This window comes from Streptomyces hydrogenans, from assembly GCF_014656075.1.
Classification (GTDB): Bacteria; Actinomycetota; Actinomycetes; order Streptomycetales; family Streptomycetaceae; genus Streptomyces; species Streptomyces hydrogenans.
In genome coordinates, this window is the sequence record NZ_BNBS01000021.1 from 38,982 (window position 1) to 61,963 (window position 22,982).

Consider the following 22,982-nt stretch of genomic DNA (forward strand, 5'->3'; position numbering starts at 1 on the left):
GTCAGGGCGCCTCGCGGGGGAAGCGCGTCAGCGGGCCGGGGTCGTGGCTGCCGGGCGGGGACATGGTCCCGGCGGCGCCGTGCCGGGCCAGCTGGTCCAGGACCAGGCGGCCGCGCCGGACCCGCTCGCGGGCGGTGGCCAGCGCGTGCTCCCGCAGGTGGGCCCCGTACGGGTAGATGCCGGCCGCCCGGCTCAACCCGAACTTCAGGTACAACGGCGCGGCCCTGCGCACCAGTTCGGCCACCTCGTGCAGCCGGACGTAGCCGCCGAGGTCGTCCGGCGCCTCCACGTAGAGGTCCATCGGCGCGGCGCTGACCCGGCGGATCTCGGTGAGGTGGGCGGGCGTCAGGTCCGAGGGGACGTTCAGGGAATCGGCGCCGAGCCGCTCGTAGACCGCGTACGACGCCGGGTTCACCGGGCCGATCAGCGCCGACACCTTGAACCGCATCCCGGCGGGCAGCACCCCGGCGGTCCGCATCCGGTGCAGGGTCCACAGCACGCCCTCGTCCGCCACCAGCAGCGCGCCCACGCCCAGCTCGGCGGCCCGCAGCGCGTCCTCCACACAGCCGGCGAGCGCGTCGTGGCCCCGGGCGCGGGGCCCGGCGCCGCCCGAGTCGGTCCGGGTCGCCGCCCCGGTGTCCCAGGTGCCGCGCGGGCCGGTGAACAGGCAGAGCTCCACGGCCCGTTCGGCGCAGGCCGCCACCATCTCGGCGATCTCGGCGTCGGTGAGCATCCACACCCCGCTGCCCTGGCTCACCCGGTGCACCGGCACGTCGAGCCGCGCGCTCTCCGCGAGCACCGCCGCCAGCGCCTCCGGGCCCTCCACGGACGGCACCTCGGTCCGCCACCGGCCCCCGTCCGGAAAGGCGTGCGGGGACGAGTCGGCGGGATCGGGCGGCGGGACGGGGTGGCCGATGCGGCGGAGGGCTGCCGTTCCGGGGTGGTGCGAAGACATCTGACTCCTCGTGTGCGATGGGCCGGACGATGTGCGGGGAGCGGGGCGACCGGACGCCCCGGCGGGGCACGGCGGGGCACGGCGGGATCGGAGGGACGAGTCGACCCGCTCGGTACGCGGCGGGTCCGGGTGTGCGCCTCGGGCCCGGGTGTACGCGGGCCCGGGGGTACGCGTCGGGCCCCGGCGTACGCGTCGGCCCCGGGTGTACGCAGCGGGTTCAGGGCCGCAGCAGGACCTTGCCGACCGTCGGGTCGTCGCCGCCGACCAGGGCCAGCGCCTCGGCGAAGCGCTCCAGCGGGAACTCGTGGGTGACCAGCGGCGCCGGGTCGAGCAGCCCGGTCGCGAAGGCCCGCACCGCGTCCGCCCAGGCCGCCGAGGAGGCGCCGAAGACGCTCCGCAGCTCCAGCTGGCTCACCGAGAGGTGCACCGGGTCGATGCCGGTGGCGCCCTCCGCGAACATGCCGGTGAGCACCACCCGGCCGCCCCGGCGGGCGAGCAGGCACGACGAGGCGGCCGTGCCGGGCGCCCCGGCCGTCTCCACCACGAGGTCGAAGGCACCGGGCGCCGCCTCCCCCGGGGCGAGCGCGGCGCTCGCCCCGAAGTCCAGGGCCCGCGCGGCCCGGGCCGCGCGCGGGACGGCCTCGGCCAGCTCGGCGGGGGAGTCGGAGGCCAGCCACCGCGTGGCGAGCAGCCCGAGCGTCCCGGCGCCGACGACGGCGATCCGCTCCCCGGGGCGCGGCCCGCCGGCCCGTACCGCCGCCGCGACCACCGCCGCCGGCTCCAGCAGGGCGGCGGCCCGCAGGTCGGAGCCGTCCGGCAGGAGGTGGAGGAGGCGGGCGGGGACGAGCAGCCGGTCGGCGAAGGCGCCCGGTTCGGTGAAGCCGGTCTCCGCGTACCCGGCGGTGCACAGGCTCGTCTCGCCGTACCGGCACCGCTCGCAGGTCCCGCAGCTGCGGAAGCCCTCCGCGACGCACGGCCGGCCGGCCAGCCCCGGGTCCACCCCGGGGCCGACCGCCTCGACGGTGCCGGACCACTCGTGCCCCGGCACCACCGGGTAGCGCACATAGCCGGGCGCCCGCCGCCCCTCGTACACCTCCCGGTCGCTGAGGCAGATCCCGGCGGCGGCGACCCTCACCAGGACCTCGCCCGGGCCGGGTTCGGGCCGGGGGCGGGTCACGAGCCGGTGCGCACCGGGCCGTTCGACGAGCACGGCACGGTCGGTCGGGCCGCCGGTCACTTCGGCCGCCTCCGCTCCCAGCCGTCCGCCCACAGGTCGAACCGCGCCCGCTGCTGCGGGAACTCGGACGCCGCGTCCACGTCCAGCTCGACGCCGAGGCCGGGGGCGTGCGAGACGGGGAAGCAGCCGGTCTCCGGGTCGATTTCCGGGGCGCCGCGCACGACCTTCTTGATCTCCGCGTCGGCGAAGTCGTTGAAGTGCTCCAGCACCTTGAAGTTCGGGGTGCAGGCGGCGAGCTGGAGCGAGGCCGCGGTGAGGACCGAGCCGCCGACGTTGTGCGGGGCGACGGTCACGTAGTGGGTCTCGGCGGTCGCGGCCAGCTTGCGGGCCTCCAGGATGCCGCCGATGTGCCCGACGTCCGGCTGGATGATGTCGGCGGCCTGCGACTCGAAGAGCTCGCGGAACTCGATCCGGTCGTGGATCCGCTCCCCGGTGGCGATCGGCAGCTCCGTCTTCTCCGCCACCTTCGCCAGCGCCTTCAGGTTCTCCGGCGGCACCGGCTCCTCCAGCCACGCCGGGCGGAAGGGGGCCAGCTCGCGGGCGAGCCGGACGGCCGTCGCGGGGGAGAAGCGTCCGTGCATCTCCACCATCAGCTCGGTGTCGGGCCCGATCGCGTCCCGGACGGCCTCGATGAGCGAGACCGCGTACCGCGAGGCGGCCGGGTCGAGTTCGAGCCTGCCCGCGCCGAACGGGTCGATCTTCAGGGCCCGGTAGCCGCGCGCGACCACCTCGCGGGCCGCCGCGTGGTACGCCTCGGGGGTCCGCTCGGAGGTGTACCAGCCGTTCGCGTACGCCGGCACCCGGTCCGTCACCCGCCCGCCGAGCAGCTGCCACACCGGCACGCCGAGGGCCTTGCCCTTGATGTCCCAGCAGGCCGTCTCGACGACCGCGATCCCGGACATCACGATCTCGCCCGCCCGTCCGAAGTCCCCGTACTTCATGCGCCGTACGAGGTCCTCGACGGCGAAGGGGTCGGAGCCCGCGATGTGGTTGGCCTCCGCCTCGCGCAGATAGCCGAGCAGGGCGTCGGTGTGACCGAGCATCCGGGTCTCGCCGACGCCGGTCAGCCCCTCGTCGGTGTGGACCAGGACATAGGTGAGGTTCCGCCAGGGGGTGCCGACGACATGAGTGGTGATTCCCGTGATGCGCACGACGATGGCTCTCCGGAGTGTTCGTGATTTCGAACGGCGTTCGACGAGGTGGCGTGACCGTAGACAGCGGCCCGGCGGGGTGTCAATGGGAGCGCGGCCACCCCGTCCCGGACGGCCCGGGCCCGTTGCCCGGCGCCCGGCCCGCGGCTAGTCTCTGTCCGCGATTTCGGTCGCGGTCCGGCATTTCGAACGGCGTGAGGGTGGGGTGGGGGGCCATGGGGCGACTCGTACCAGCGGTGACCAGGGCATTCGACGTACTGGAGCTGTTCCTCCAGGGAGACGGCACGCTCTCCGCCCCCGAGATCACCCGCAGGCTCGGGCTGCCCCGCACCACGACCCACGAGCTGGTCTCCACCCTCACCGCCCGGAACTACCTCGTGCCGGTGCCGGAACAGCCCGGCCGCTATCGGCTCGGGGTGCGCACCTACCAGCTCGGCAGCCGCTACGCCGAACAGCTCGACCTCGCCGCGGAGGGACGGGAGGTGGCCCGCGAGACCGCCGAGACCTGCGGCGAGACCGTGCACGTCGCCCTCCTGGAGGACGCCGACGTCATCTACGTCGCCAAGGTGGACTCCACCCACGCCGTCCGCATGGTGTCGGCGGCCGGCCGGCGGCTCCCCGCCCACTGCACGGCCGTCGGCAAGATGCTCCTCGCGATGCTCCCCGCCGACGAGCTCGACGAACTCCTCGACGGGCGCGAGCTGACCGGCATGACGCCGCGGAGCATCACCGACCCGGACGCCCTGCGTGCCGCGCTCGCCGAGATCGCGATCCTCGGCGTCGCCGTCGAGCAGCGGGAGTCCAACCCGGACGTGTCCTGTGTCGCCGCCCCCGTCCGCGACCGCTCCGGCCGGGTCGTCGCCGCCCTCTCCATCTCCGTCCCGGTGATCCGCTGGGACGAGGCCCGGGAGAACGAACTCACCGCCCTCGCCGTGCGCGGAGCCGGCGAACTCTCCGCCCGCCTGGGACACCGCGGCTCCGGGCGCTGACGCCGGGCCGCGCGCGGCCCCCCGGTGCTCAGCCACCCGCGCCCGCGCCGCCCTTGGCGGCCTTGCGCATGCGGCTGACCGGACCGAAGACCTCCCGGTCGTCGAGGAAGCCCTCCAGGGCGAAGGTCGCCGCGCCGAGCGTCACCGGGTTGTGCGGGACCGTGCTGCGGCACAGGGTCGCCGCCCGGTGCGGCAGGGCGAGCGCGTGGCGCCCCACCGCCTCGTACGCGACCGGCAGCAGCCGCTCGCCGAGCAGGTCGACGACCTGGTTGCCGACCACGACGACCTGCGGGTTGACCAGGTTCACGAGGGTGGCGACGGGCGCGCCGAGGTAGCGCCCGATGCGGTCGATCGCCGCGGCCGCCGCCGGGTCGCCCGCGTCGGCCGCGCGGGCCAGCGCCGCGACCGTCACCGCGTCGTCGGGGCCGGTCGCCCGCGCGTCGCCGGGGGCGAGCTCCCGCCAGGTCTCGGCGATCCCGCGCAGCGACACGTACGCCTCCACGCAGCCCCGGTTGCCGCAGGTGCACGGGCGGCCGTCGAGGGCGAGGCAGGTGTGGCCCCACTCGCCCGCGCTGTTGGTGAAGCCGCGGTACAGCTGCCCGCCGATCGCGATGCCCGCGCCGACGCCCGCGCGCAGCGTCAGCACCACCAGGTCGTCGACCTCGCGGCCCGCTCCGCACCACATCTCGGCGACCGTGCTGGCCCGCAGCGGGTTGTCCAGCCACAGCGGCAGCCCGAGCCGCTCGTCGAGCAGGGCCCGCAGCGGGACCTCGTGCCAGGACCAGTACGGCGAGAACGACGACACCCCGCCCTCGCGCTCGACCATGCCCGGCACGCTCACGCCGGCGCCGAGGACCCGCGCGCGGTCGGTCCCGGAGGCGGCGAGCAGTTCCCCGACGGCCCCGGCGAGCGCGTCGACGACGTCGGAGGGGCGGACGTCCCCCGGCGGCAGCGGGCGCTCCACGGAGTGCCGGACCGTCAGCGCCAGGTCGAACAGCTCGGCGTGGACCGAGGTCTCGGCGATGTCGACGCCGATCAGCGCGCCCCGCTCGGCGTTGACGGCGAGCCGCGCGCGGGGCCGTCCGCCGCCGGACTCCTCGTGCCCGGCCTCGACGAGGACGCCCGCTTCGAGGAGTTCGGCGGTGAGGTTGGCGACCGTGGCGAAGGAGAGGCCGGTGGCGGCCGCGACGTCCTGCCGGCTCATCGCGCCGGGGCCCGCGTAGACCCGGCGCAGCACCTCGAAGCGGTTGAGTCGGCGAATGTCCTGCGAGGTGCGCCTGATCATCCCTGCTGTCCTCCGTCGGTGCGCTGTCGTCGCTGTGTCCGCCGTCGTCCCCGGCACCCCGGATCTTATTCGAAGGGTTGGAAGAAGAGCGCGGAGGTGTATTTACAACCGTTAGACGAACCCGTAGCTTTTCCCTCGCCGGCACCCCACCGGCACCCCACCGCCACCTCACCACCCCGTCGACACCCCGGAGGAGACGCGATGTTCCAGCTCACCGCCGTGCCCTGCACCCCCGCGCCCGGCCGCCTGCCCGAAGGCCCCGTCTGGGACGCCGCCCGCCGGGAGCTCCTCTGGGTCGACATCACCGAGGGCCTCGTCCACCGCGCCGCCCTCACCCGGGAGGACGGCCGCACCGACCTGGCGCCCACCACCTCCCTCCGCTTCGACCGCCCCGTGGGCGCGGCCGTCCCCTGCGCCTCCGGGGCCCTCCTCGTCGCCGCCGGCACCGCCTTCCTCCGCCTGGAGGACGGCCGCCCCCCGGCCGAGGCCGTCGAGCTGGCCGCCCCCGCCCTCCCCGACGACGGCGTCCCGCGCCGGATGAACGACGCCTCCGTCGACCCCGCCGGCCGGCTCCTCGGCGGCACCATGGCCTTCGACGAGCGGCCCGGCGCCGGCGCCCTCTACCGCCTCGACGCCGACGGCCTCACCCCCCTCGTCGAAGCCGTCACCATCTCCAACGGCCTCGGCTGGAGCCCCGACGGCACCCTCCTCTACTACGCCGACAGCCCCACCCGCCGCGTCGACGTCTTCGACTACGACCCCGCCACCGGCGCCCTCTCCGGCCGCCGCCCCTTCGCCGTCCTCGACCGCGGCTACCCCGACGGCCTCACCGTCGACGCCGAGGGCAACGTCTGGGTCGCCGTCTGGGGCGGCGGCGAGGTCCTCGCCCTCACCCCCGGCGGCGTCCTCCACGCGCGCGTGGAGCTGCCCGCCTCCCACGTCACCAGCTGCGCCTTCGCCGGCCCCGACCTCGACGTCCTCGTCATCACCACCGCCACCCACGGCCTCTCCGACGACCGGCGCCGCGCCGAGCCCGACGCCGGCCGCCTCTTCGTCTGCCGCCCGGGCGTGACGGGCCTGCCCGCCACCCCGTACGCCGACCGCTGACACCTCCCGGGAACCCACCATGACCAGCCCGTACGACGGACTGCGCGCCGCCCTGGCCGCCGCCCCCGTCATCGCGATCCTCCGCTCCTCCTCCGCCACCCGCTTCGCCGAGGTCACCGACGCCCTCCTCGCCTCCGGAGTCCGCGCCGCCGAGTTCACGCTCACCACCCCCGGGGCGCTCGACGCGCTCCGCGAGTACGCCGCCGACGCCCCGCCCGGGCTCGCCCTCGGCGCCGGCACGGTCACCACCCCCGCCGACGCCCGGGCCGCCGTCGAGGCCGGCGCCACCTACCTGATCACCCCCGCCACCTGTACCGACGTCATCGCCGAGGCCGTCCGCCTCGACGTGCCGGTGCTGCCCGGCGCGTACACCCCGACCGAGATCCTCACCGCCTGGCGGGCCGGCGCGACCATGGTCAAGCTCTTCCCCGCCGCCACCGGCGGCCCCGCGTACCTCAAGGCCGTCCGCGCCCCGCTCCCCGACGTGCCGCTCGTCCCCACCGGCGGCATCGGCGCCGCCGACGCCCCCGCCTACCTCGCCGCCGGCGCCACCGCGCTGGGCATCGGCGGCCCCCTCGTCGGCGACGCCTGCGAAGGCGGCTCCCTCGCGGCCCTCACCGACCGGGCGGCCGCCCTCCTGGACGGGATACGGCCCCGATGACGCACCCCGCACCGCACTCCACCCCCGCCCCCGCGCCCGGTCCCGTGCCCGGCTCCACCCCCTCGCTCGTGACCCTCGGCGAGGCCATGGCCGTCGTCGCCGCCACCGAGCCCGGACCCTTCGCCCACGGCACCCCGATGAGGCTCGGCTGGGCCGGGGCCGAGGCGACCGTGGCCGTCGGCGTCAGCCGGCTCGGGCACACCGCCGCCTGGACCGGTCGGGTCGGCGACGACGCGGCCGGCGCCATGGTCCTCGCCGGACTGCGCGCCGAGGGCGTGGACGTCTCCGGCGCCCGCACCGACCCCGACGCCCCCACCGGCCTCATGCTCCGCGAGCGCAGGACCGCCGACCGGCTCCGCGTCAGCTACTACCGGGCCGGACTCGCCGGCTCCCGGCTCGCCCCCGCCGACCTCGACGAGGCCCGGATCACCGGCGCCCGGATCCTCCACGTCACCGGCATCACCCCGGCGCTGAGCGCCACCGCCCGCGCCGCCGTCGAGCACGCCGTCCGCCTCGCGCACGGCGCCGGCGTCACCGTCTCCCTCGACGTCAACCACCGCGAGCGCCTGTGGAGCCGGACCGAGGCCGCCGAGGTGCTCGGCCGCCTCCTCCCGTACACCGACCTGCTCTTCGCCGGTCCCGAGGAGGCCGCGCTCTTCGTCCCCGGGGGCGAGCCGGAGGAGACCGCCCGCGCCCTCACCCGGCTCGGCCCCGCCGAGGCCGTCGTCAAGCTCGGCGCGGACGGCGCCCTCGCCGTCACCGCCGACGGCGCCCACCGCCAGGCCGCGATCCCCGTCACCGCCGTCGACCCCGTCGGTGCGGGCGACGCCTTCGTCTCCGGCTACCTCGCGGCCCGCCTCGACGGCTCCCCGGTCCCCGAACGGCTCCGGCTCGCCGCCCTCTGCGGAGCCTTCGCCGTCTCCGTCCCCGGCGACTGGGAGGGCATCCCGCGCCGCACGGAACTCGGCCTCCTGGCCGCCCAGGACATCACCCGCTGACCTCCCCCTCCCCGAGAAGGCCCCCGCACATGAACCGTTTCTCCGGGCAGACCGCCGTCGTCACCGGCGCCGCCTCAGGCATCGGCGCGGCCAGCGCCGTCCGGCTCGCCCGCGAGGGCGCGGCCGTCGTCGTCGCCGACATCGCCGCCCCCGCCGGCGAGGCCGTCGCCGCCCGCATCCGCGAGGAGGGCGGCCGCGCCGCCTTCGTCCGCTGCGACGTCTCCTCCGAGGCCGACTGGACCGCGCTGCGCGAGGAGACCCACCAGCGCTTCGGCCCCGTCTCCGTCCTGCACAGCAACGCCTTCACCCACACCCCGGCCGCCGCCCACGAGCTCCCCGTCGCCACCTGGGACCGCGAGCTCGCCGTCAACCTCCGCTCCCTCTACCTCGCCGCCCGCACCTTCCTCGACGACCTGCGCGCCGGGGGCGGCAGCCTCGTCGCCACCTCCAGCGTCCACGCCGACTTCGGCCTCCCCGGCTACCCCGCCTACGCCGCCGCCAAGGGCGGCATGTGCGCGCTGATCCGCCAGTTCGCCGTCGAGTACGGCCCCGACGTGCGCTTCAACTCCGTGCTGCCCGGCCCGATCCTCACCGACGTCTGGAACGACGTCGACGAGGAGGGCCGCCGCCTCTCCGCCGACGCCACCGCCCTCGCCCGCCTCGGCCGCCCCGAGGAGGTCGCCTCCGCCGTCGCCTTCCTCGCCTCGGCCGACGCCGCCTACATCACCGGCACCAACCTCGTCGTCGACGGCGGCTGGACCGTCAAGAAGGACTCCAAGTGAAGATCACCTCCCTGAAGACCTACCTCGTCGCCCCCCGCTGGTGCTTCCTGCGGATCGACACCGACGAGGGGATCACCGGCTGGGGCGAACCCGTCGTCGAGGGCCGCGCCCACACCGTCGCCGCCGCCGTCGAGGAGCTGTCCGACTACCTGGTCGGCCAGGACCCGACGCGGATCGAGGACCACTGGCAGGTCCTCACCAAGGGCGGCTTCTACCGCGGCGGACCCGTCCTCTCCAGCGCCGTCGCCGGCATCGACCAGGCCCTGTGGGACATCAAGGGCAAGGCGCTCGGCGTCCCCGTCTGGGACCTCCTCGGCGGACCCGTCCGCGACCGGGTCCGCGTCTACAGCTGGATCGGCGGCGACCGCCCCGACGAGGTCGCCTCCGAGGCCCTGGCCCGCAAGGACGAGGGCTTCACCGCCATCAAGATGAACGCCTCCGCCCAGCTCCGGCTCATCGACACCCCCGCCGCCACCCAGGCGATCGTCGACCGCGTCGCCTCGATCCGCGAGGCCGTCGGCGACGACTTCGACATCGCCGTCGACTTCCACGGCCGCCTCACCCTCCCGATGGCCCGCCGGGTCCTGCCGCTCCTGGAGCCGTACCTGCCCTTCTTCGTGGAGGAACCGGTCGTCCCGGAGATGAGCGATCACATCGGCGAGGTCGTCCGCTCCACCTCGATCCCCATCGCCACCGGCGAACGCCTCTACTCCCGCTGGGACTTCAAGAAGGTGCTCGGCCAGGGCATCGCCGTCGCCCAGCCCGACCTCTCGCACGCGGGCGGCATCTCCGAGAGCCGGCGGATCGCCGCGATGGCGGAGGCGTACGACGTCTCCCTCGCCCCGCACTGCCCGCTCGGCCCGATCGCGCTCGCCTCCTGCCTCCAGGTCGGCTTCGCCACGCCCAACCTGCTCATCCAGGAGCAGAGCCTCGGCATCCACTACAACACCGGCTCCGACCTCCTCGACTACCTCGTCGACCCCTCGGTCTTCCGGTACGAGGACGGGCACGTGGCCCTGCCCACCGGCCCCGGCCTCGGCATCGAGGTCGACGCGAAGGCCGTGGAGCGGGCCGCCGAGACCGGCCACCGCTGGCGCAACCCGGCCTGGCGCCGCGACGACGGCTCCCTGGCGGAGTGGTAGTTCCCGGACACGGGAAAGGGCCGGATCCCCTCGGGGATCCGGCCCTTCACGGCGTACCGGTCCGGGTCAGCGGTGGGCGAACCAGTTCGCCGCCGGCAGCAGCCGGCTGTCGTAGTCGAACAGCGCCTGGTTCTCCCAGGCGTTGCCCGACGACGGGTCCGTGGGGTCCCAGCCGTTGCCGGTCACCGCGGTCCAGGCCGGCTCCCAGTAGACGACGCCGAGACCGCGGCCGCCCGGGACGGCCTCCACGACGTTCATCACGTCACGGAGCCACGCCGACTGGCCGGACGGGGACGCCGGGTAGCCGGAGACCAGCTCCGACGACAGGTCGATGATGTTCTCGTGCGCGTCCTCGCTGTCCAGCCGGAAGGGATACGCGGTCTCCGCCACCATCACCTTCTTGCCGTAACGGGCCGCGATGTCGTCCAGGTTGGTCTGGAGCGAGGACAGCGCCCCGTGCCAGTAGCCGTAGAAGGACAGCGCGATCACGTCGTAACTCACGCCCTGCGCCGTGGCGTTGTCGAACCACGTGCGGTAGAGCGCGTTGTCGCCGCCGTTCGCGAGGTGCAGCGCGATCTGCGTCGACGACGAGACCGCCTTCGCCGCCGAGATGCCGGAGTTCAGCAGCCCCGCGAGCTGCGGCCAGTTGGACGTCGAGCCCTCGGGCCACAGCATGCCGGTGTTGATCTCGTTGCCGATCTGCACCATGTCGGCCGTGGTGCCCTGCGCCTTCAGCGCGTTCAGGACGTCGTAGGTGTGGTTGTAGACGTCCGTCCTGAGCTGGCCGTACGAGTGCCCGGCCCACGCCGCGGGCTTGGACTGCGCGCCCGGGTCGGCCCAGATGTCCGAGTAGTGGAAGTCGACGAGCAGCTTCATGCCCTGCGCCTTGACGCGCTTCGCGGTGGCGAGGACCTGCGTCTTGGTGTTGTAGCCGTCGGCCGGGTTCACCCACACCTTCAGGCGGCCGTAGGTGGCGCCCGCGCCCTTGAGGAGCGCGACCGGGTCGCCGGTCGTCCCCGCGGCGTTCTTGTACGTGGCGCCGAAGTCCTCGTTCTTCTTGAGCGCGGACAGGTCGACGCCCTTCACGGTCAGTCCGGTGGAGCCGGAGGTGAAGGTCAGGTCGTCGACGTTGAGCCAGTTGCCCGCGTTGGCGTCGGAGTTGACGCTGATCGTGCAGCCGCCGCCGACCACCTTGACCGAGGTGACGACCCGTATCCACGAGCTGGTCGTGACCGGCAGATCGGTGCGCTGCTCGGCGGAGCCGCAGTTGCGCAGGGCGAGGTAGGCCGCGTTCTGGCCGCCGCCCGAGCGCACCCAGGCGCTCAGCGTGTACGTGCCGTCGGCGAGCCCGCTGAGGTACTGGTAGGTCTCGACCTTGTAGGCCGAGGAGGACCAGTGCGACAGGCGGTGGCCGCCGCTGTGGCCGCCCGCCTCGGTGAAGGAGGCGGCGTTCTGGCCGGCGGCCGAGTAGGTCGACCAGCCGGACGGCGTGGCCGTGCCGGCGCCGTCGCTCTCGAAGCCGGAGTTGGTGAGCGTGCTCGCGGCCACGGCCTGCTGCGCGGGCAGCGGAGCGAGCAGCAGCGCCGCGCCGAGCGCGCCGGCCAGCGTGGCGGAGCGGAGCCGGAAACGGCTTCTGATGGTGCGCATCGTCGAGTCCCTTCGACGGTGACGGACGGGGGAGTGGTGGTGCGGTGGCGCTGTTCCTCGGGGACGGGGGAAACGGGTGGTACGGCTCACCCGGGGACGGCGCGGCGGGTGCGGGCCGCCCCCGGGGAGATCGGGGGCCCGACCCCGTGAGGGGGCCGGGGAGGGGGGGAGGACGGTGCGGGGACGCGTACGCGCGACCCCCGGGCGGATCGCGTACGGTTCCGGCGCGCGGACCGGCCGCCGTCGGCCGTCGGCCGGTCCCGAGGCGCGTGGTCCGCCGGCCGCCGGCCGTCAGCTGTCCAGGTGGACGACTCCGACGTCGCCGGCCGGGACGGTGAGCGTGCCGTTCACGCGCCCGCCGCCGAGCAGCTCCGTGCCGGTGGCGTCCAGCGGCACCTTCGTCTCCTCGTCGGTGTGGTTGAGGACGAAGACGTAGTGGCCGTTCGCGCCGGCGCGGCGCACGACCTCCACGTCCCGGGCGAGCCCGGTGCGGCTCGGGATCCCGGCGTCCTCGGCCGCCGCGGCGACGATCGCGTCCAGCGAGGCCGCGTCGAGGCGGGTGGAGACGTACCAGGCGGTGCCCCGGCCGAGCCGGTGCCGGGTGACGGCGGGCCCGCCGGCGGCCGGCCCGTCCGCGTAGGTCCAGACGGTCTCGGCGCCGCGCGGCCGGACGAACTCGGTCCACACGTCGCCGGTGAGCGCGGCGCCGCCCGGCCCGGTCAGGCCGACCCGCTGGTGGTCCAGGAGCGGCGACCACTCGTCGACGGTGAGGCCGAGGACGTCCCGCAGGGCGCCCGGGTAGGCGCCGGGGTGGACGGCGTCGTGCTCGTCGACGATCCCGGAGAAGTACGAGACGACCAGGGTGCCGCCGTTCTCCACGTACTCCCGCAGGTTCTGCCCGGCGGCCTCGGTCATCAGGTAGAGGGCCGGGACGACGACCAGCGGGTAGGCCGACAGGTCGGCCTCGGGGTGCGCGAAGTCCACCGTGAGGTGCCGGTCGTAGAGGGTCTCGTAGAAGCTGTCGGCGCGCTCGCGGGCGTCGTGCGCCTCGTTCGGCCGCCACTCCAGCTTCTGCGCCCACCAGGAGTGCCAGTCCCACAGCACGGCGACGTCGGGGACGGTCCGGCTGCCCCGGACCTCCTCCAGCGCGCCGAGTCCAGCGCCCAGCTCGACGACCTCGCGCCAGATCCGGGTGTCGGTGCCGCCGTGCGGGACCATCGCCGAGTGGAACTTCTCGGCGCCGCGCCGGCCCTGCCGCCACTGGAAGAACATGGCGCCCTCGGAGCCGCGGGCGACGTGGGCGAGGGAGTTGCGGGCCATCTCGCCGGGGCGCTTGGCCGGGTTGCGCGGCTGCCAGTTCACGCCCGAGGTGGAGTGCTCCAGGAGCAGCCAGGGGGCGCCGCCGGCGACGGAGCGGGTGAGGTCGGCGGCCATCGCGAGGTTCACGTGGGTGCGCCGGCCGTCGGTGATCAGGTAGTGGTCGTTGGTGACGAGGTCGACCTCGCGGCCCCAGGCCCAGTAGTCGATCGAGTCGCACTGGCTGAGCGCGGTCATGAAGTTGGTGGTGACCGGGACGCCGGGGGACAGCTCGTGGAGCACGTCCCGCTCCGCGCGGAAGTTCTCGCGGATGGTGGCGTCGGCGAAGCGGCGGTAGTCCAGCTGCTGGGCCGGGTTGCCGACGGTCGGGGTGGCGCGGGGCGGCAGGATCTCCTCGTACGTGCCGTACCGCTGGCCCCAGAAGGCCGTGCCCCACGCTTCGTTCACGGCCTCGACGGAGCCGTACGTGCCGTCCAGCCAGCGCCGGAAGTGCGCCGCGCAGCCGTCGCAGTAGCAGGCGCTGACGGGGACGCCGTACTCGTTGTGGACGTGCCAGAGCGCGAGCGCCGGGTGGGCGGCGTAGCGGCGGGCCAGCTCGGTGGTGATCCGGACGGCGGCCTCGCGGTAGGCGGGGGAGCTGTGGCAGATCGCGCCGCGCGAGCCGTAGGCGAGGCGGACGCCGTCGGCGGTGACGGGCAGCGCCTCGGGGTGCGCGCGGTAGAACCAGGCGGGCGGGGCGACGGTGGGGGTGCCGAGGTCGACCCGGATGCCGTGCGCGTGCAGCAGGTCGAGGACGCGGTCGAGCCAGCCGAAGTCGTACCGGCCCGGCTCGGGCTCCAGGAGCGCCCAGGAGAAGATCCCGACGCTCACCATGGTGACGCCGGCCTCGCGCATCAGCCGTACGTCCTCCTGCCAGACGCTTTCCGGCCATTGTTCGGGGTTGTAGTCCCCGCCGAACGCGAGCCGGGTCAGGCCCTTGGGGGTCGTCGCTGACATGAGTCTCTCCTGAGCACCTGTGGATCGGGAAGGGGGGTGTTCGTTTGCCGTGGCTGTGAACGTACACACATCCGGTTTCGATGTGGCAACGCAACATAACCGCACAGGAACAACCATTGACAAGTGTCCAGAACGTTTCTCTACTGTGAACGCTCACAGATGCATGGTCGGCCTCTCCGTCCGATGGAGAGGCCCCTTTCGGTCAGGGAGAACCCACCCATGCCCCAGATCACGCGCCGCAGCCTCGCCGCCGCCACCGCCGTCCTCCTCGGCGCCACCGCGCTCACCGCCTGTGGATCCGACTCCGGCGGCGAGGCGGGTGCCGAGTCCGGCCCCGTCGAGCTCACCTACTGGGCCTGGGCGCCCGGCATGGACAAGGTGGCCGCCCTCTGGAACGCCCAGCACCCCGAGGTCAAGGTCACGGTCCAGAAGCAGGCCTCCGGCGACGACCTCGTCACCAAGATCATCACGGCCGCCAAGGCCCACAAGGGCCCGGACCTCGTCCAGGCCGAGTACCAGGCGCTCCCGACCCTGGTCAGCAACGACGCCCTCGCCGACATAGCCAAGGAGGTCCAGGGCGTCGAGAAGCAGTTCGCCCCCGGCGTCTGGCAGCAGACCACCCTCGGCGGCGACGCGGTCTACGCCCTGCCCCAGGACTCCGGCCCGCTGATGTTCTTCTACCGCCAGGACCTCTTCGAGGAGTACGGCCTCACCGTCCCCACCACCTGGGACGAGTTCGCCGAGACCGCCCGCGCCCTCAAGAAGAAGGCCCCCAAGAAGGCCCTGACCACCTTCTCCGCCAACGACTCCGGCCTCTTCGCCGGCCTCTCCCAGCAGGCCGGCGCCCAGTGGTGGACCTTCGAGGGCGACAACTGGAAGGTCGGCATCGACGACGACGCCACGCGCAAGGTCACCGACTTCTGGGGCGGCCTCGTCGCCGAGGGCGCCATCGACAACCAGCCCATGTACACCCCCGCCTGGAACAAGGCCCTCAACACCGGCGAACAGCTCGCCTGGGTCTCCGCCGTCTGGGCCCCCGGCACCCTCGGCACCGCCGCCCCCGACACCAAGGGCAAGTGGGCCATGGCCCCCCTCCCGCAGTGGAACAAGGGCGAGAACGCCACCGGCAGCTGGGGCGGCTCCTCCACCGCCGTCACCAGCGACTCGAAGCACAAGGAAGCCGCCGCCCGGTTCGCCACCTGGCTGAACACCGACCCCGAGGCGCTCGCCGCCCTCGTCAAGGAGAGCGGCATCTACCCCGCCGCCACCGCCGCCCAGACCAGCGGCGCCCTCGCCAAGGCCCCCGACTACTTCGCCAACCAGCCCGACTTCTACACCAGGGCCGCCGAGATCGCGAAGACCACCGCGCCCGCCGCCTGGGGCCCCAACGTGAACGTCGCCTACACCGCCTTCAAGGACGAGTTCGGCAAGGCCGCCAAGGCCAGGACCGAGGCCGCCTTCGGCGCCGCCCTCACCAAGCTCCAGGACACCACCGTGGCCGACCTGGAGAAGCAGGGCTTCGGAGTCGCCAAGTGACGCAGCCCCCCAAGGGCGCGCGCCGGTCGTACGGGGTCAAGACGGCCCCGTACGGCTTCCTCCTCCCCGCCGCCCTCCTCTTCCTCCTCTTCTTCGCGCTGCCCATCGGCTACGCGCTCTGGCTCAGCGTCCACAAGGTCGAGATCAAGGGACTCGGCCTCGGCAAGGGCGCCAAGTCCGAGGTCTGGGCCGGCCTGGAGAACTACGGCTCCGCCCTCGCCGACCCCGAATTCCTCGGCAGCGCCCTGCGCGTCCTCGGCTACGGCGCCCTCGTCGTCCCCGTGATGCTCGGCCTTGCCCTCCTCTTCGCGCTCCTGCTCGACTCCGAGCGCGTCCGGGGCCGCTCCTTCGCCCGGCTGGCGATCTTCCTGCCGTACGCCGTGCCCGGCGTCATCGCCGCCGTCCTGTGGGGCTTCCTCTACCTCCCCGACGTCAGCCCCTTCCACTTCCTCCTGGAGAAGGCCGGACTCCCGCAGCCCGACCTCATGGACGGCGGACCCCTCTACCTCGCGATGTCCAACATCGCGGTCTGGGGCGGCACCGGCTTCAACATGATCGTCATCTACACCTCGCTGCGCGCCCTGCCCACCGAGGTCTTCGAGGCGGCCAAGCTCGACGGCTGCTCCGAACTCCAGATCGCGCTCCGCATCAAGATCCCGATGGTGATGCCCTCCCTGGTCCTCACCTTCTTCTTCTCGATCATCGCCACCCTCCAGGTCTTCAACGAGCCCATGACGCTCAAGCCGCTCACCAACGGCATCCCCTCCACCTGGAGCCCCCTGATGAAGGTCTACAACGACGCGTTCACCGGCGGGAACATCTACGCGGCCTCCGCCACGGCCGTCGTGCTCGCCCTCGCCACCTTCGCGCTCTCCTTCGCCCTCCTCAGGATCTCCAACCGCCGCACCACGCAAGGAGCCGGCCGATGACCGGTCACGCCACCCCGGCGCTCCGCAAGGCGCCCCCCGCCGCCGGCACCACCCCCGGCACCGCGCAGGCCCCGCCCGCCCCCGGCACGGCCGGCCCGGCCCCCCGCCGCACCGCCCTGCTGCCCACCGCGGCCCTGATCCTCGGCGCCCTCTACTGCCTGCTGCCGGTCGCCTGGGTCGTCGTCGCCGCCACCAAGGCCGACGACGAGCTCTTCTCCACCTTCACCTTCCTGCCCGGCACCGGCCTCGCCGACAACCTCGGCGAACTCACCGCCTACCGCGACGGCATCTACTGGAAGTGGATGGGCAACTCGGTCCTCTACGCCGGCCTCGGCGCCCTCCTGTCGACCGTCGTCTCCGCCTTCGCCGGCTACGCCCTCGCCGTCTACCGCTTCCGGGGCCGCGAGCTCTTCTTCAACGTCATGCTCACCGGCGTCCTCATGCCCCCGGTCATCCTCGCCATCCCGCAGTACCTCCTCATGGCCGAGGCCGACCTCACCGACAGCTACCTCTCCGTGCTGCTGCCGCTGATCCTCTCCCCGTACGGCGTCTACCTCGGGCGCATCTACGCCGAGGCCGCCATCCCCGCCGAACTGGTCGAGGCGGGCCGCGTGGACGGCGCCGGAGAGTGGCGGATCTTCACCCGGATCGCCGTGCCCATGCTCGGCCCCGGCCTCGTGACGATCTTCCTCTTCCAGTTCGTCGCCATCTGGAACAACTTCCTGCTGCCCTTCATCATGCTCGGCGACGACGAGAAGTTCCCCATGACCGTCGGCCTGTTCACCCTCCTCAAGCAGGGCGCCAGCCAGCCCGCCCTCTACACCCTGGTGATCACCGGCGCCCTGCTCGCCGTCCTCCCGCTGATCGCCCTCTTCCTCGTCATCCAGCGGTTCTGGAGCCTCGACCTGCTGTCCGGCGCCGTAAAGTCCTGAACACAGGGGAACGAGGGGAAACACACAGCATGAGCACAGCAGCGAGCAGGCGCCGACCGGCGACCATCCACGACGTGGCCCGCGAGGCCGGCGTCTCGCGCGGCACCGTCTCCCGCGTCCTCAACGGCGGCCACTACGTCAGCCCCGCGGCCAAGGCGGCCGTCGACGCCGCGATCCGCAGAACGGGGTACGTCGTCAACCGGCACGCCCGCTCGCTGATCACCGGCAAGTCCGACTCCGTCGCCTTCCTCCTCACCGAGCCGCAGGAGCGCTTCTTCGAGGACCCCAACTTCAACGTCCTCCTGCGCGCCTGCACCCAGGCCCTCGCCGACCGCGACATCCCCCTGATCCTGATGATCGCGGGCACCGAGGACGAGCGCCGCCGCAACCTCCGCTACATCGAGGCCGGCCACGTCGACGGCGTCCTCCTCGTCTCCAGCCACTCCGGCGACCCCGTCGTGGCCCGGCTGCACGAGGCCGGCGTGCCCGTCGTCGCCTGCGGCAAGCCGCTCGGCCAGACCACCCGCATCGGCTACGTCGCCGCCGACGACCGCGACGGAGCCCGCGAGATGGTCCGCCACCTGCACGCCACCGGCCGGCGCCGCATCGCCACGGTCACCGGCCCGCTCGACACCCCCGGCGGCGTCGAGCGGCTCGCCGGCTACCGCGAGACCCTCGCCGCCTGCGGCCTCCCCGCCGACGACGCCCTCGTCGTCACCGGCGACTACAGCCGCGCCAGCGGCGCCGAGGCCGCCCGCACCCTCCTGGAGCGGGCCCCCGACATCGACGCCGTCTTCGTCGCCTCCGACCTGATGGCCCAGGGCGTCCTCGACGCCCTCGCCCGGGCCGGCAAGCGCGTCCCCGAGGACATCGCCGTCGGCGGCTTCGACGACTCCCCGGCCGCGCTCTCCTCCCAGCCTCCGCTCACCACCATCCGGCAGCCCTGGGACCGGATCAGCGCCGAGATGGTCCGCACCCTCCTCGCCCGGATAGCGGGCGAGGACCCGGCGACCGTCATCCTCCCCACCGAACTGGTGGTCCGCGAGTCCGCCTGACCCCGCCCTACGCCCGGCCCCGGACCAGGACGACCTCCAGGGTCCGGGGCCCGTGCACGCCCTCCACCCGGTCCAGCTCGATGTCGCTGGTCGCCGAGGGCCCCGAGATCCAGGTCAGCGGCCGTCGCGGGTCCAGCAGGGGCATCGCCTCCGGCACGGAGGCGACGACCTGCTCCTCGCGGACGACGCACACGTGCAGGTCCGGCACGAGGGTGAGGGCGCGCCGCCCCTGCCCCGGCCCGCCGTCGAGCACGATCGTGCCGGTCTCGGCGACCGCCAGCGCGCACCCGGTGACCACGGCGTCGACCGCGTCCAGGGCCGCCGGGGTGAGACGGCCGTCCGGTACGGCCTCCGCCGTCGCGTCGGCGAGCCATTCCGCCGGCAGCCCGTCCGGCACAACGCACGTACGGGCTCCGCGCTCCTCCAGCCGCCGCGCGATCAGCGCGGCCAGCCCGGCCTCGTCGGTGCGGTGCACCCGGGCCCGGTAGTCGGCGAGGTTCTCGTGGAGCAGGTCGAGGACCGCCTCCGGGTCGTCCGGCGTGTGGCGGGTGAGGTACGCGCGGGTCACCTCCGGCGCCTCGGGCGCGTCCGCGACGGCGGACCGGATGCGGGCGAGGATCCGCTCGCGGGAGTTCTGGCTCATGCGCGGTCTCCTGGGCGGTTCTTCTTCCACCAGTCCCGGAAGGGCTCGGCGGGCAGTTCGGGCAGGTCACGGCTCTCCGACCACTGGCGGGCGCCGGGGCCGGGAAGCCTCTTGGGGTGCAGCCCGCGCGTCCGCGACGCGACGCGCTCGCCCGCCGCCAGGACCCCGGGGTGGTCGAGGACCCAGGTGGCCGCCCTGACGGCGGCCTTCTCCAGCCGGTGCCCCGGCCCGCCCCGGTCGGCGACCCGCCCGCGCAGGTGCACCAGCACCTCCGGGATGTCGATGGCCACCGGGCACACCTCGTAGCAGGCCCCGCACAGCGAGGACGCGTACGGCAGCGAGGCGTCGACCTCGCTCGCCGTGCCGCGCAGCTGCGGGGTGAGGATCGCGCCGATCGGGCCGGGGTAGACGGAGCCGTAGGCGTGGCCGCCGGCCCGCTCGTACACCGGGCAGACGTTGAGGCAGGCCGAGCAGCGGATGCAGCGCAGCGCCTGCCGGCCGACCTCGTCGGCGAGGGCGTCGGTGCGCCCGTTGTCGAGCAGCACCAGGTGAAAGGCAGACGGCCCGTCGTCGTCCGTCGTCCCTGTCCACGTGCTCGTGTACGGGTTCATCCGCTCGGCCGTCGAGGAGCGGGGGAGCGTCTGGAGGAAGACCTCCAGGTCGCGCCAGGTGGGGACGACCTTCTCGATGCCGACGACGGAGATCAGGGTCTCGGGGAGGGTGAGGCACATCCGCCCGTTGCCCTCCGACTCGACGACGACGAGGGTGCCGGTCTCGGCGACCATGAAGTTCGCTCCGGAGATCCCGACCTTGGCCCGCAGGAACTTCTCCCGCAGGTGCAGCCGGGCCGCCTCGGCCAGCTCGGCGGGGGAGTCGGAGAGCCCCTCGGGCGCGGGGCGGCCCCAACCGCCCATCGTCTCGCGGAAGATGTCCCGGATCTCGCCCCGGTTGCGGTGGATGGCCGGCACCAGGATGTGCGAGGGCCGGTCCTCGCCGAGCTGCACGATCAGCTCGGCCAGGTCCGTCTCGTAGGCGCGGATCCCCTCGGCCTCCAGGGCCTCGTTCAGCCCGATCTCCTGCGTGGCCATCGACTTGACCTTGACGACCTCGCTCTCGCCTGTCGCCTTCACGAGGTCCGTGACGATCCGGTTGGCCTCGGCCGCGTCCGCCGCCCAGTGCACGGTGCCGCCCGCCGCCGTCACCGCCTCCTCCAGCCGGAGCAGGTACGTGTCGAGGTGACGCAGCGTCCGGTCCTTGATCCGCTTCCCGGCCTCCCGCAGCTCCGCCCAGTCGTCCAGCTCCGCCACGGCCCGCGCCCGCTTGTCCCGGATCGTGTGCGTGGCGTGCCGCAGGTTGGCCCGCAGCCGCTCGTCCCGCACCGCCTCGCGCGCCGCCTCGGGAAAGGCGGGCATCCCCATGAAGACTCCGCTCACCGCCAGGGCTCCTCTTCCGTGCTCGCCAGGATCTCCGCCAGGTGCACCGCCCGCAGCGGCGCCCCCTGCCGGCTCAGCATGCCGCCGACGTGCAGCAGGCACGAGTTGTCCGCGCCGCACAGCACCCCGGCGCCCGTCGACACCGCGTTCGCCACCTTGTCCGCGCCCATTGCCGCCGACACGTCCGGGTTCTTCACCGCGAACGTCCCGCCGAAGCCGCAGCACTCCTCCGCCCCCGGCAGCTCCACCAGCTCCAGGCCCTTCACCGCCTCCAGGAGCCGGCGCGGCCGCTCGCCGAGCCCCAGCATCCGCAGCCCGTGACAGGACGGGTGGTAGGTGACCCGGTGCGGGAAGTGCGCGCCGACGTCGGTCACGCCGAGGACGTCCACCAGGAACTCCGTCAGCTCGTAGGTGCGCGGCCCGAGCGCCGCCGCCTCCGGACCGAAGGAGGGGTAGTGGTGGCGCACCATCGCCGCGCACGAACCCGAGGGGACGACCACGTGGTCGTACCCCTCGAAGGCGCGGACCGTGCGCCGTACCAGCGGCACGGTCTCCCGCCGGTAGCCGGTGTTGAACTGCGGCTGCCCGCAGCAGGTCTGCGCCGCCGGGAAGTCCACCTCCACGCCCAGCCGTTCGAGCAGCCGCACGGTGGCCACCCCCGTCGACGGGAAGACGGCGTCGTTGACGCAGGTGACGAAGAGGGCGACGCGCATCAGCACTTCCTCGGGGACGGTTCGAGACGGGCGGCGGCCCGGTCCCAGACGGCACCGTCGCCCTGCGGCTCGTAGTGTCGCAGGGGCTGCGTCCGGGCGACCAGGCGACGCACGGACGCCAGGTCGCCGACGAGACCCGCCGCCCGCGCCTGCACCAGCACGTTCCCCAGCGCCGTCGCCTCCACCGGGCCCGCCGTCACCGGCAGCCCGGTCGCGTCCGCCGTCCACTGGCACAGCAGCGCGTTCCGCGCGCCGCCGCCCACCAGGTGGATCCTGCGGACCTCCCGGCCGGACAGCTCGGCGGCCCGCCGCAGCGTCCGCCGGTGCGCCACGGCCAGCGACTCCAGGACGCAGCGCAGCACCGCCGCCGGAGTCACCGGCACCGGCTGCCCGGTGCGCCGGCAGAACTCCGCGATCCGCTCCGGCATGTCGCCGGGCGCCAGGAACTCCGGCGCGTCCGGATCGACCAGCGAGGCGAACGCCCGCTCCCGGGCCGCCTCTTCGAGCAGCGCGGGGAGGTCGACCGGGTGTCCCCGGCCCTCCCAGGTGCGCCGGCACTCCTCCCACAGCCAGAGCCCCATCACGTTCCGCAGGAACCGGACCGTGCCGTCCACCCCGCGCTCGTTGGTGAAGTTCGCGGCACGGGCCTCCTCGGTCAGCACCGGCCCCGGCAGTTCGAGCCCCGCCAGCGACCAGGTGCCGCAGGAGACGAACGCCACCGCCCCCGCCCCGGTGGCGGGCACCGCCACCACCGCCGACGCCGTGTCGTGCGAGGCGACCGTCGTCACCGGCGTCCCCGCCGCCAGCCCCGTGTGGGCGCGGACGTACGGCAGCAGGTGCCCCGCCGGATCGCCGGGCGCCCGCAGCGGCGGCAGCAGCCCCGGGTCGATCCCGAGCAGCCCGGTCAGCTCCCGCGACCACGTGCCGGTCCGCACGTCGAAGAGCCCGGTCGTCGACGCGTTCGTCTCCTCCGCGCCGACCGACCCCGTCAGCCAGTAGGTGAACAGGTCGGGCATCAGCAACAGGCGCTTCGCCGACGCCAGTTGGGCGCTTCCCGCCGCCGCGGCCAACTGGAAGACGGTGTGGAACGGCAGGTGCTGGAGACCCGTCGTCCGGTACAGCTCCGCCGCGCCCCCGACCCGCGCCCACACCTCCTCCGCGACCCCGTCCGTCCGCGCGTCGCGGTAGTGGTACGGCGCGCCGAGCAGCGCCCCGTCGGCGTCGAGCAGCCCGTGGTCCACCGCCCAGGTGTCCACCCCGACCGAGTCGACCGGACCCGAACGGGCCGCGGCCCGCAGCCCGTCGAGGATCCCCTGGTGCAGGGCGAGCGCGTCCCAGCGCAGCCCGTCCGGCAGCCGGACCGGCGTGTTGGGGAAGCGGTGCGCCTCGGTCAGCTCCAGGGTGCCGGCGCCGACCCGGCCGACCATCACCCGTCCGCTGGTGGCCCCGAGATCGGCCGCCGCGAACGTCCCGG

General features: G+C 74.2%; 20 protein-coding genes. 10 read left to right on the top strand and 10 right to left on the bottom strand.

The window, feature by feature from the left end; translation table 11 throughout:
- Position 1: 1 nt before the first annotated feature.
- The 3 genes from IE321_RS12035 to IE321_RS12045 all read right to left on the bottom strand — a co-directional run bounded on the left by IE321_RS12035 (position 2) and on the right by IE321_RS12045 (position 3,343).
- Positions 2-955: a hypothetical protein gene (locus IE321_RS12035; protein WP_190222842.1), complete on the bottom strand. Its 954-nt coding sequence runs from the start codon at positions 953-955 to the stop codon at positions 2-4.
- 217 nt (positions 956-1,172) lie between these two features.
- Positions 1,173-2,192: a zinc-dependent alcohol dehydrogenase gene (locus IE321_RS12040; protein WP_190222843.1), complete on the bottom strand. Its 1,020-nt coding sequence runs from the start codon at positions 2,190-2,192 to the stop codon at positions 1,173-1,175.
- Positions 2,189-3,343, bottom strand: a complete 1,155-nt coding sequence (locus IE321_RS12045; protein ID WP_190222844.1) for a mandelate racemase/muconate lactonizing enzyme family protein — start codon at positions 3,341-3,343, stop codon at positions 2,189-2,191. Before IE321_RS12045 ends, IE321_RS12040 begins: the two co-directional genes overlap by 4 nt.
- Positions 3,344-3,558: 215 nt before the next feature.
- On the opposite strand from IE321_RS12045, the gene IE321_RS12050 reads away from it, so the two are divergent.
- On the top strand, positions 3,559-4,332 hold the full coding sequence (locus tag IE321_RS12050) for an IclR family transcriptional regulator (protein WP_079022126.1): 774 nt from the start codon (positions 3,559-3,561) through the stop codon (positions 4,330-4,332).
- A 28-nt stretch (positions 4,333-4,360) separates the two neighbouring features.
- Here IE321_RS12050 and IE321_RS12055 read toward each other — a convergent pair whose 3' ends face one another.
- Positions 4,361-5,617, bottom strand: a complete 1,257-nt coding sequence (locus IE321_RS12055; RefSeq protein ID WP_190222845.1) for an ROK family transcriptional regulator — start codon at positions 5,615-5,617, stop codon at positions 4,361-4,363.
- Between the two features lie 201 nt (positions 5,618-5,818).
- Here IE321_RS12055 and IE321_RS12060 point away from each other — a divergent pair, with 201 nt between their 5' ends.
- From IE321_RS12060 to dgoD, 5 genes are read left to right on the top strand one after another with little or no spacing between them, the layout of a single operon-like run.
- The gene (locus IE321_RS12060) at positions 5,819-6,724 is read left to right on the top strand and encodes an SMP-30/gluconolactonase/LRE family protein (RefSeq protein ID WP_190222846.1); all 906 of its coding nucleotides are present in this window, start codon (positions 5,819-5,821) and stop codon (positions 6,722-6,724) included.
- 19 nt (positions 6,725-6,743) lie between these two features.
- Entirely contained in the window at positions 6,744-7,385 is a 642-nt protein-coding gene (locus IE321_RS12065) for a bifunctional 4-hydroxy-2-oxoglutarate aldolase/2-dehydro-3-deoxy-phosphogluconate aldolase (protein WP_190222847.1), read from the top strand.
- Positions 7,382-8,383 (top strand): sugar kinase, encoded by a 1,002-nt coding sequence (locus IE321_RS12070; protein WP_190222848.1) that lies wholly within the window; start codon positions 7,382-7,384, stop codon positions 8,381-8,383. Before IE321_RS12065 ends, IE321_RS12070 begins: the two co-directional genes overlap by 4 nt.
- 29 nt (positions 8,384-8,412) lie before the next feature.
- Positions 8,413-9,165: an SDR family NAD(P)-dependent oxidoreductase gene (locus IE321_RS12075; protein WP_051842261.1), complete on the top strand. Its 753-nt coding sequence runs from the start codon at positions 8,413-8,415 to the stop codon at positions 9,163-9,165.
- Positions 9,162-10,307, top strand: coding sequence for a galactonate dehydratase (dgoD, locus tag IE321_RS12080; RefSeq protein ID WP_043225603.1), 1,146 nt, complete (start codon positions 9,162-9,164; stop codon positions 10,305-10,307). Before IE321_RS12075 ends, dgoD begins: the two co-directional genes overlap by 4 nt.
- Positions 10,308-10,373: 66 nt before the next feature.
- Here the strand turns inward: dgoD and IE321_RS12085 are convergent, their stop codons facing one another.
- Both IE321_RS12085 and IE321_RS12090 read right to left on the bottom strand, forming a co-directional pair.
- Entirely contained in the window at positions 10,374-11,954 is a 1,581-nt protein-coding gene (locus IE321_RS12085; RefSeq protein WP_190222849.1) for a glycoside hydrolase family 53 protein, read from the bottom strand.
- A gap of 291 nt (positions 11,955-12,245) precedes the next feature.
- Positions 12,246-14,267, bottom strand: coding sequence for a beta-galactosidase (locus tag IE321_RS12090; protein WP_190222850.1), 2,022 nt, complete (start codon positions 14,265-14,267; stop codon positions 12,246-12,248).
- A 219-nt stretch (positions 14,268-14,486) separates the two neighbouring features.
- On the opposite strand from IE321_RS12090, the gene IE321_RS12095 reads away from it, so the two are divergent.
- Genes IE321_RS12095 through IE321_RS12110 form a run of 4 tightly spaced genes read left to right on the top strand, consistent with a single transcriptional unit; the run spans position 14,487 to position 18,719 of the window.
- Positions 14,487-15,803, top strand: coding sequence for an ABC transporter substrate-binding protein (locus IE321_RS12095; protein WP_190222851.1), 1,317 nt, complete (start codon positions 14,487-14,489; stop codon positions 15,801-15,803).
- Positions 15,800-16,732, top strand: a complete 933-nt coding sequence (locus IE321_RS12100; RefSeq protein WP_190222852.1) for a carbohydrate ABC transporter permease — start codon at positions 15,800-15,802, stop codon at positions 16,730-16,732. The genes IE321_RS12095 and IE321_RS12100 overlap by 4 nt, the downstream gene beginning before the upstream one ends.
- Entirely contained in the window at positions 16,729-17,664 is a 936-nt protein-coding gene (locus IE321_RS12105) for a carbohydrate ABC transporter permease (RefSeq protein WP_190222853.1), read from the top strand. The genes IE321_RS12100 and IE321_RS12105 overlap by 4 nt, the downstream gene beginning before the upstream one ends.
- A gap of 29 nt (positions 17,665-17,693) precedes the next feature.
- Positions 17,694-18,719 carry a LacI family DNA-binding transcriptional regulator gene (locus IE321_RS12110; RefSeq protein WP_190222854.1) on the top strand — a complete coding sequence of 342 codons (1,026 nt, stop codon included), beginning with the start codon at positions 17,694-17,696 and terminating at the stop codon, positions 18,717-18,719.
- Between the two features lie 7 nt (positions 18,720-18,726).
- On the opposite strand, the gene IE321_RS12115 is transcribed toward IE321_RS12110, so the two are convergent.
- Genes IE321_RS12115 through IE321_RS12130 form a run of 4 tightly spaced genes read right to left on the bottom strand, consistent with a single transcriptional unit; the run spans position 18,727 to position 22,935 of the window.
- Positions 18,727-19,362: a LutC/YkgG family protein gene (locus tag IE321_RS12115; protein WP_190222855.1), complete on the bottom strand. Its 636-nt coding sequence runs from the start codon at positions 19,360-19,362 to the stop codon at positions 18,727-18,729.
- The gene (locus tag IE321_RS12120; protein ID WP_190222856.1) at positions 19,359-20,795 is read right to left on the bottom strand and encodes a LutB/LldF family L-lactate oxidation iron-sulfur protein; all 1,437 of its coding nucleotides are present in this window, start codon (positions 20,793-20,795) and stop codon (positions 19,359-19,361) included. Before IE321_RS12120 ends, IE321_RS12115 begins: the two co-directional genes overlap by 4 nt.
- A complete protein-coding gene (locus IE321_RS12125) occupies positions 20,792-21,508 on the bottom strand; it encodes a (Fe-S)-binding protein (RefSeq protein ID WP_190222857.1) in 717 nt (238 codons plus the stop codon). The genes IE321_RS12120 and IE321_RS12125 overlap by 4 nt, the downstream gene beginning before the upstream one ends.
- Positions 21,508-22,935, bottom strand: a complete 1,428-nt coding sequence (locus IE321_RS12130; RefSeq protein WP_190222878.1) for a rhamnulokinase — start codon at positions 22,933-22,935, stop codon at positions 21,508-21,510. Before IE321_RS12130 ends, IE321_RS12125 begins: the two co-directional genes overlap by 1 nt.
- Positions 22,936-22,982: the final 47 nt, after the last annotated feature.

Bases quoted from the DNA above. Each gene is read 5' to 3' on its own strand.
- IE321_RS12035 (WP_190222842.1), bottom strand. From the start codon at position 955: ATGTCTTCGCACCACCCCGGAACGGCAGCCCTCCGCCGCATCGGCCAC.
- IE321_RS12050 (WP_079022126.1), top strand. From the start codon at position 3,559: ATGGGGCGACTCGTACCAGCGGTGACCAGGGCATTCGACGTACTGGAG.
- IE321_RS12055 (WP_190222845.1), bottom strand. From the start codon at position 5,617: ATGATCAGGCGCACCTCGCAGGACATTCGCCGACTCAACCGCTTCGAG.
- IE321_RS12060 (WP_190222846.1), top strand. From the start codon at position 5,819: ATGTTCCAGCTCACCGCCGTGCCCTGCACCCCCGCGCCCGGCCGCCTG.
- IE321_RS12065 (WP_190222847.1), top strand. From the start codon at position 6,744: ATGACCAGCCCGTACGACGGACTGCGCGCCGCCCTGGCCGCCGCCCCC.
- IE321_RS12070 (WP_190222848.1), top strand. From the start codon at position 7,382: ATGACGCACCCCGCACCGCACTCCACCCCCGCCCCCGCGCCCGGTCCC.
- IE321_RS12075 (WP_051842261.1), top strand. From the start codon at position 8,413: ATGAACCGTTTCTCCGGGCAGACCGCCGTCGTCACCGGCGCCGCCTCA.
- IE321_RS12085 (WP_190222849.1), bottom strand. From the start codon at position 11,954: ATGCGCACCATCAGAAGCCGTTTCCGGCTCCGCTCCGCCACGCTGGCC.
- IE321_RS12090 (WP_190222850.1), bottom strand. From the start codon at position 14,267: ATGTCAGCGACGACCCCCAAGGGCCTGACCCGGCTCGCGTTCGGCGGG.
- IE321_RS12095 (WP_190222851.1), top strand. From the start codon at position 14,487: ATGCCCCAGATCACGCGCCGCAGCCTCGCCGCCGCCACCGCCGTCCTC.
- IE321_RS12105 (WP_190222853.1), top strand. From the start codon at position 16,729: ATGACCGGTCACGCCACCCCGGCGCTCCGCAAGGCGCCCCCCGCCGCC.
- IE321_RS12110 (WP_190222854.1), top strand. From the start codon at position 17,694: ATGAGCACAGCAGCGAGCAGGCGCCGACCGGCGACCATCCACGACGTG.
- IE321_RS12115 (WP_190222855.1), bottom strand. From the start codon at position 19,362: ATGAGCCAGAACTCCCGCGAGCGGATCCTCGCCCGCATCCGGTCCGCC.
- IE321_RS12125 (WP_190222857.1), bottom strand. From the start codon at position 21,508: ATGCGCGTCGCCCTCTTCGTCACCTGCGTCAACGACGCCGTCTTCCCG.
- IE321_RS12130 (WP_190222878.1), bottom strand. From the start codon at position 22,935: ATGGTCGGCCGGGTCGGCGCCGGCACCCTGGAGCTGACCGAGGCGCAC.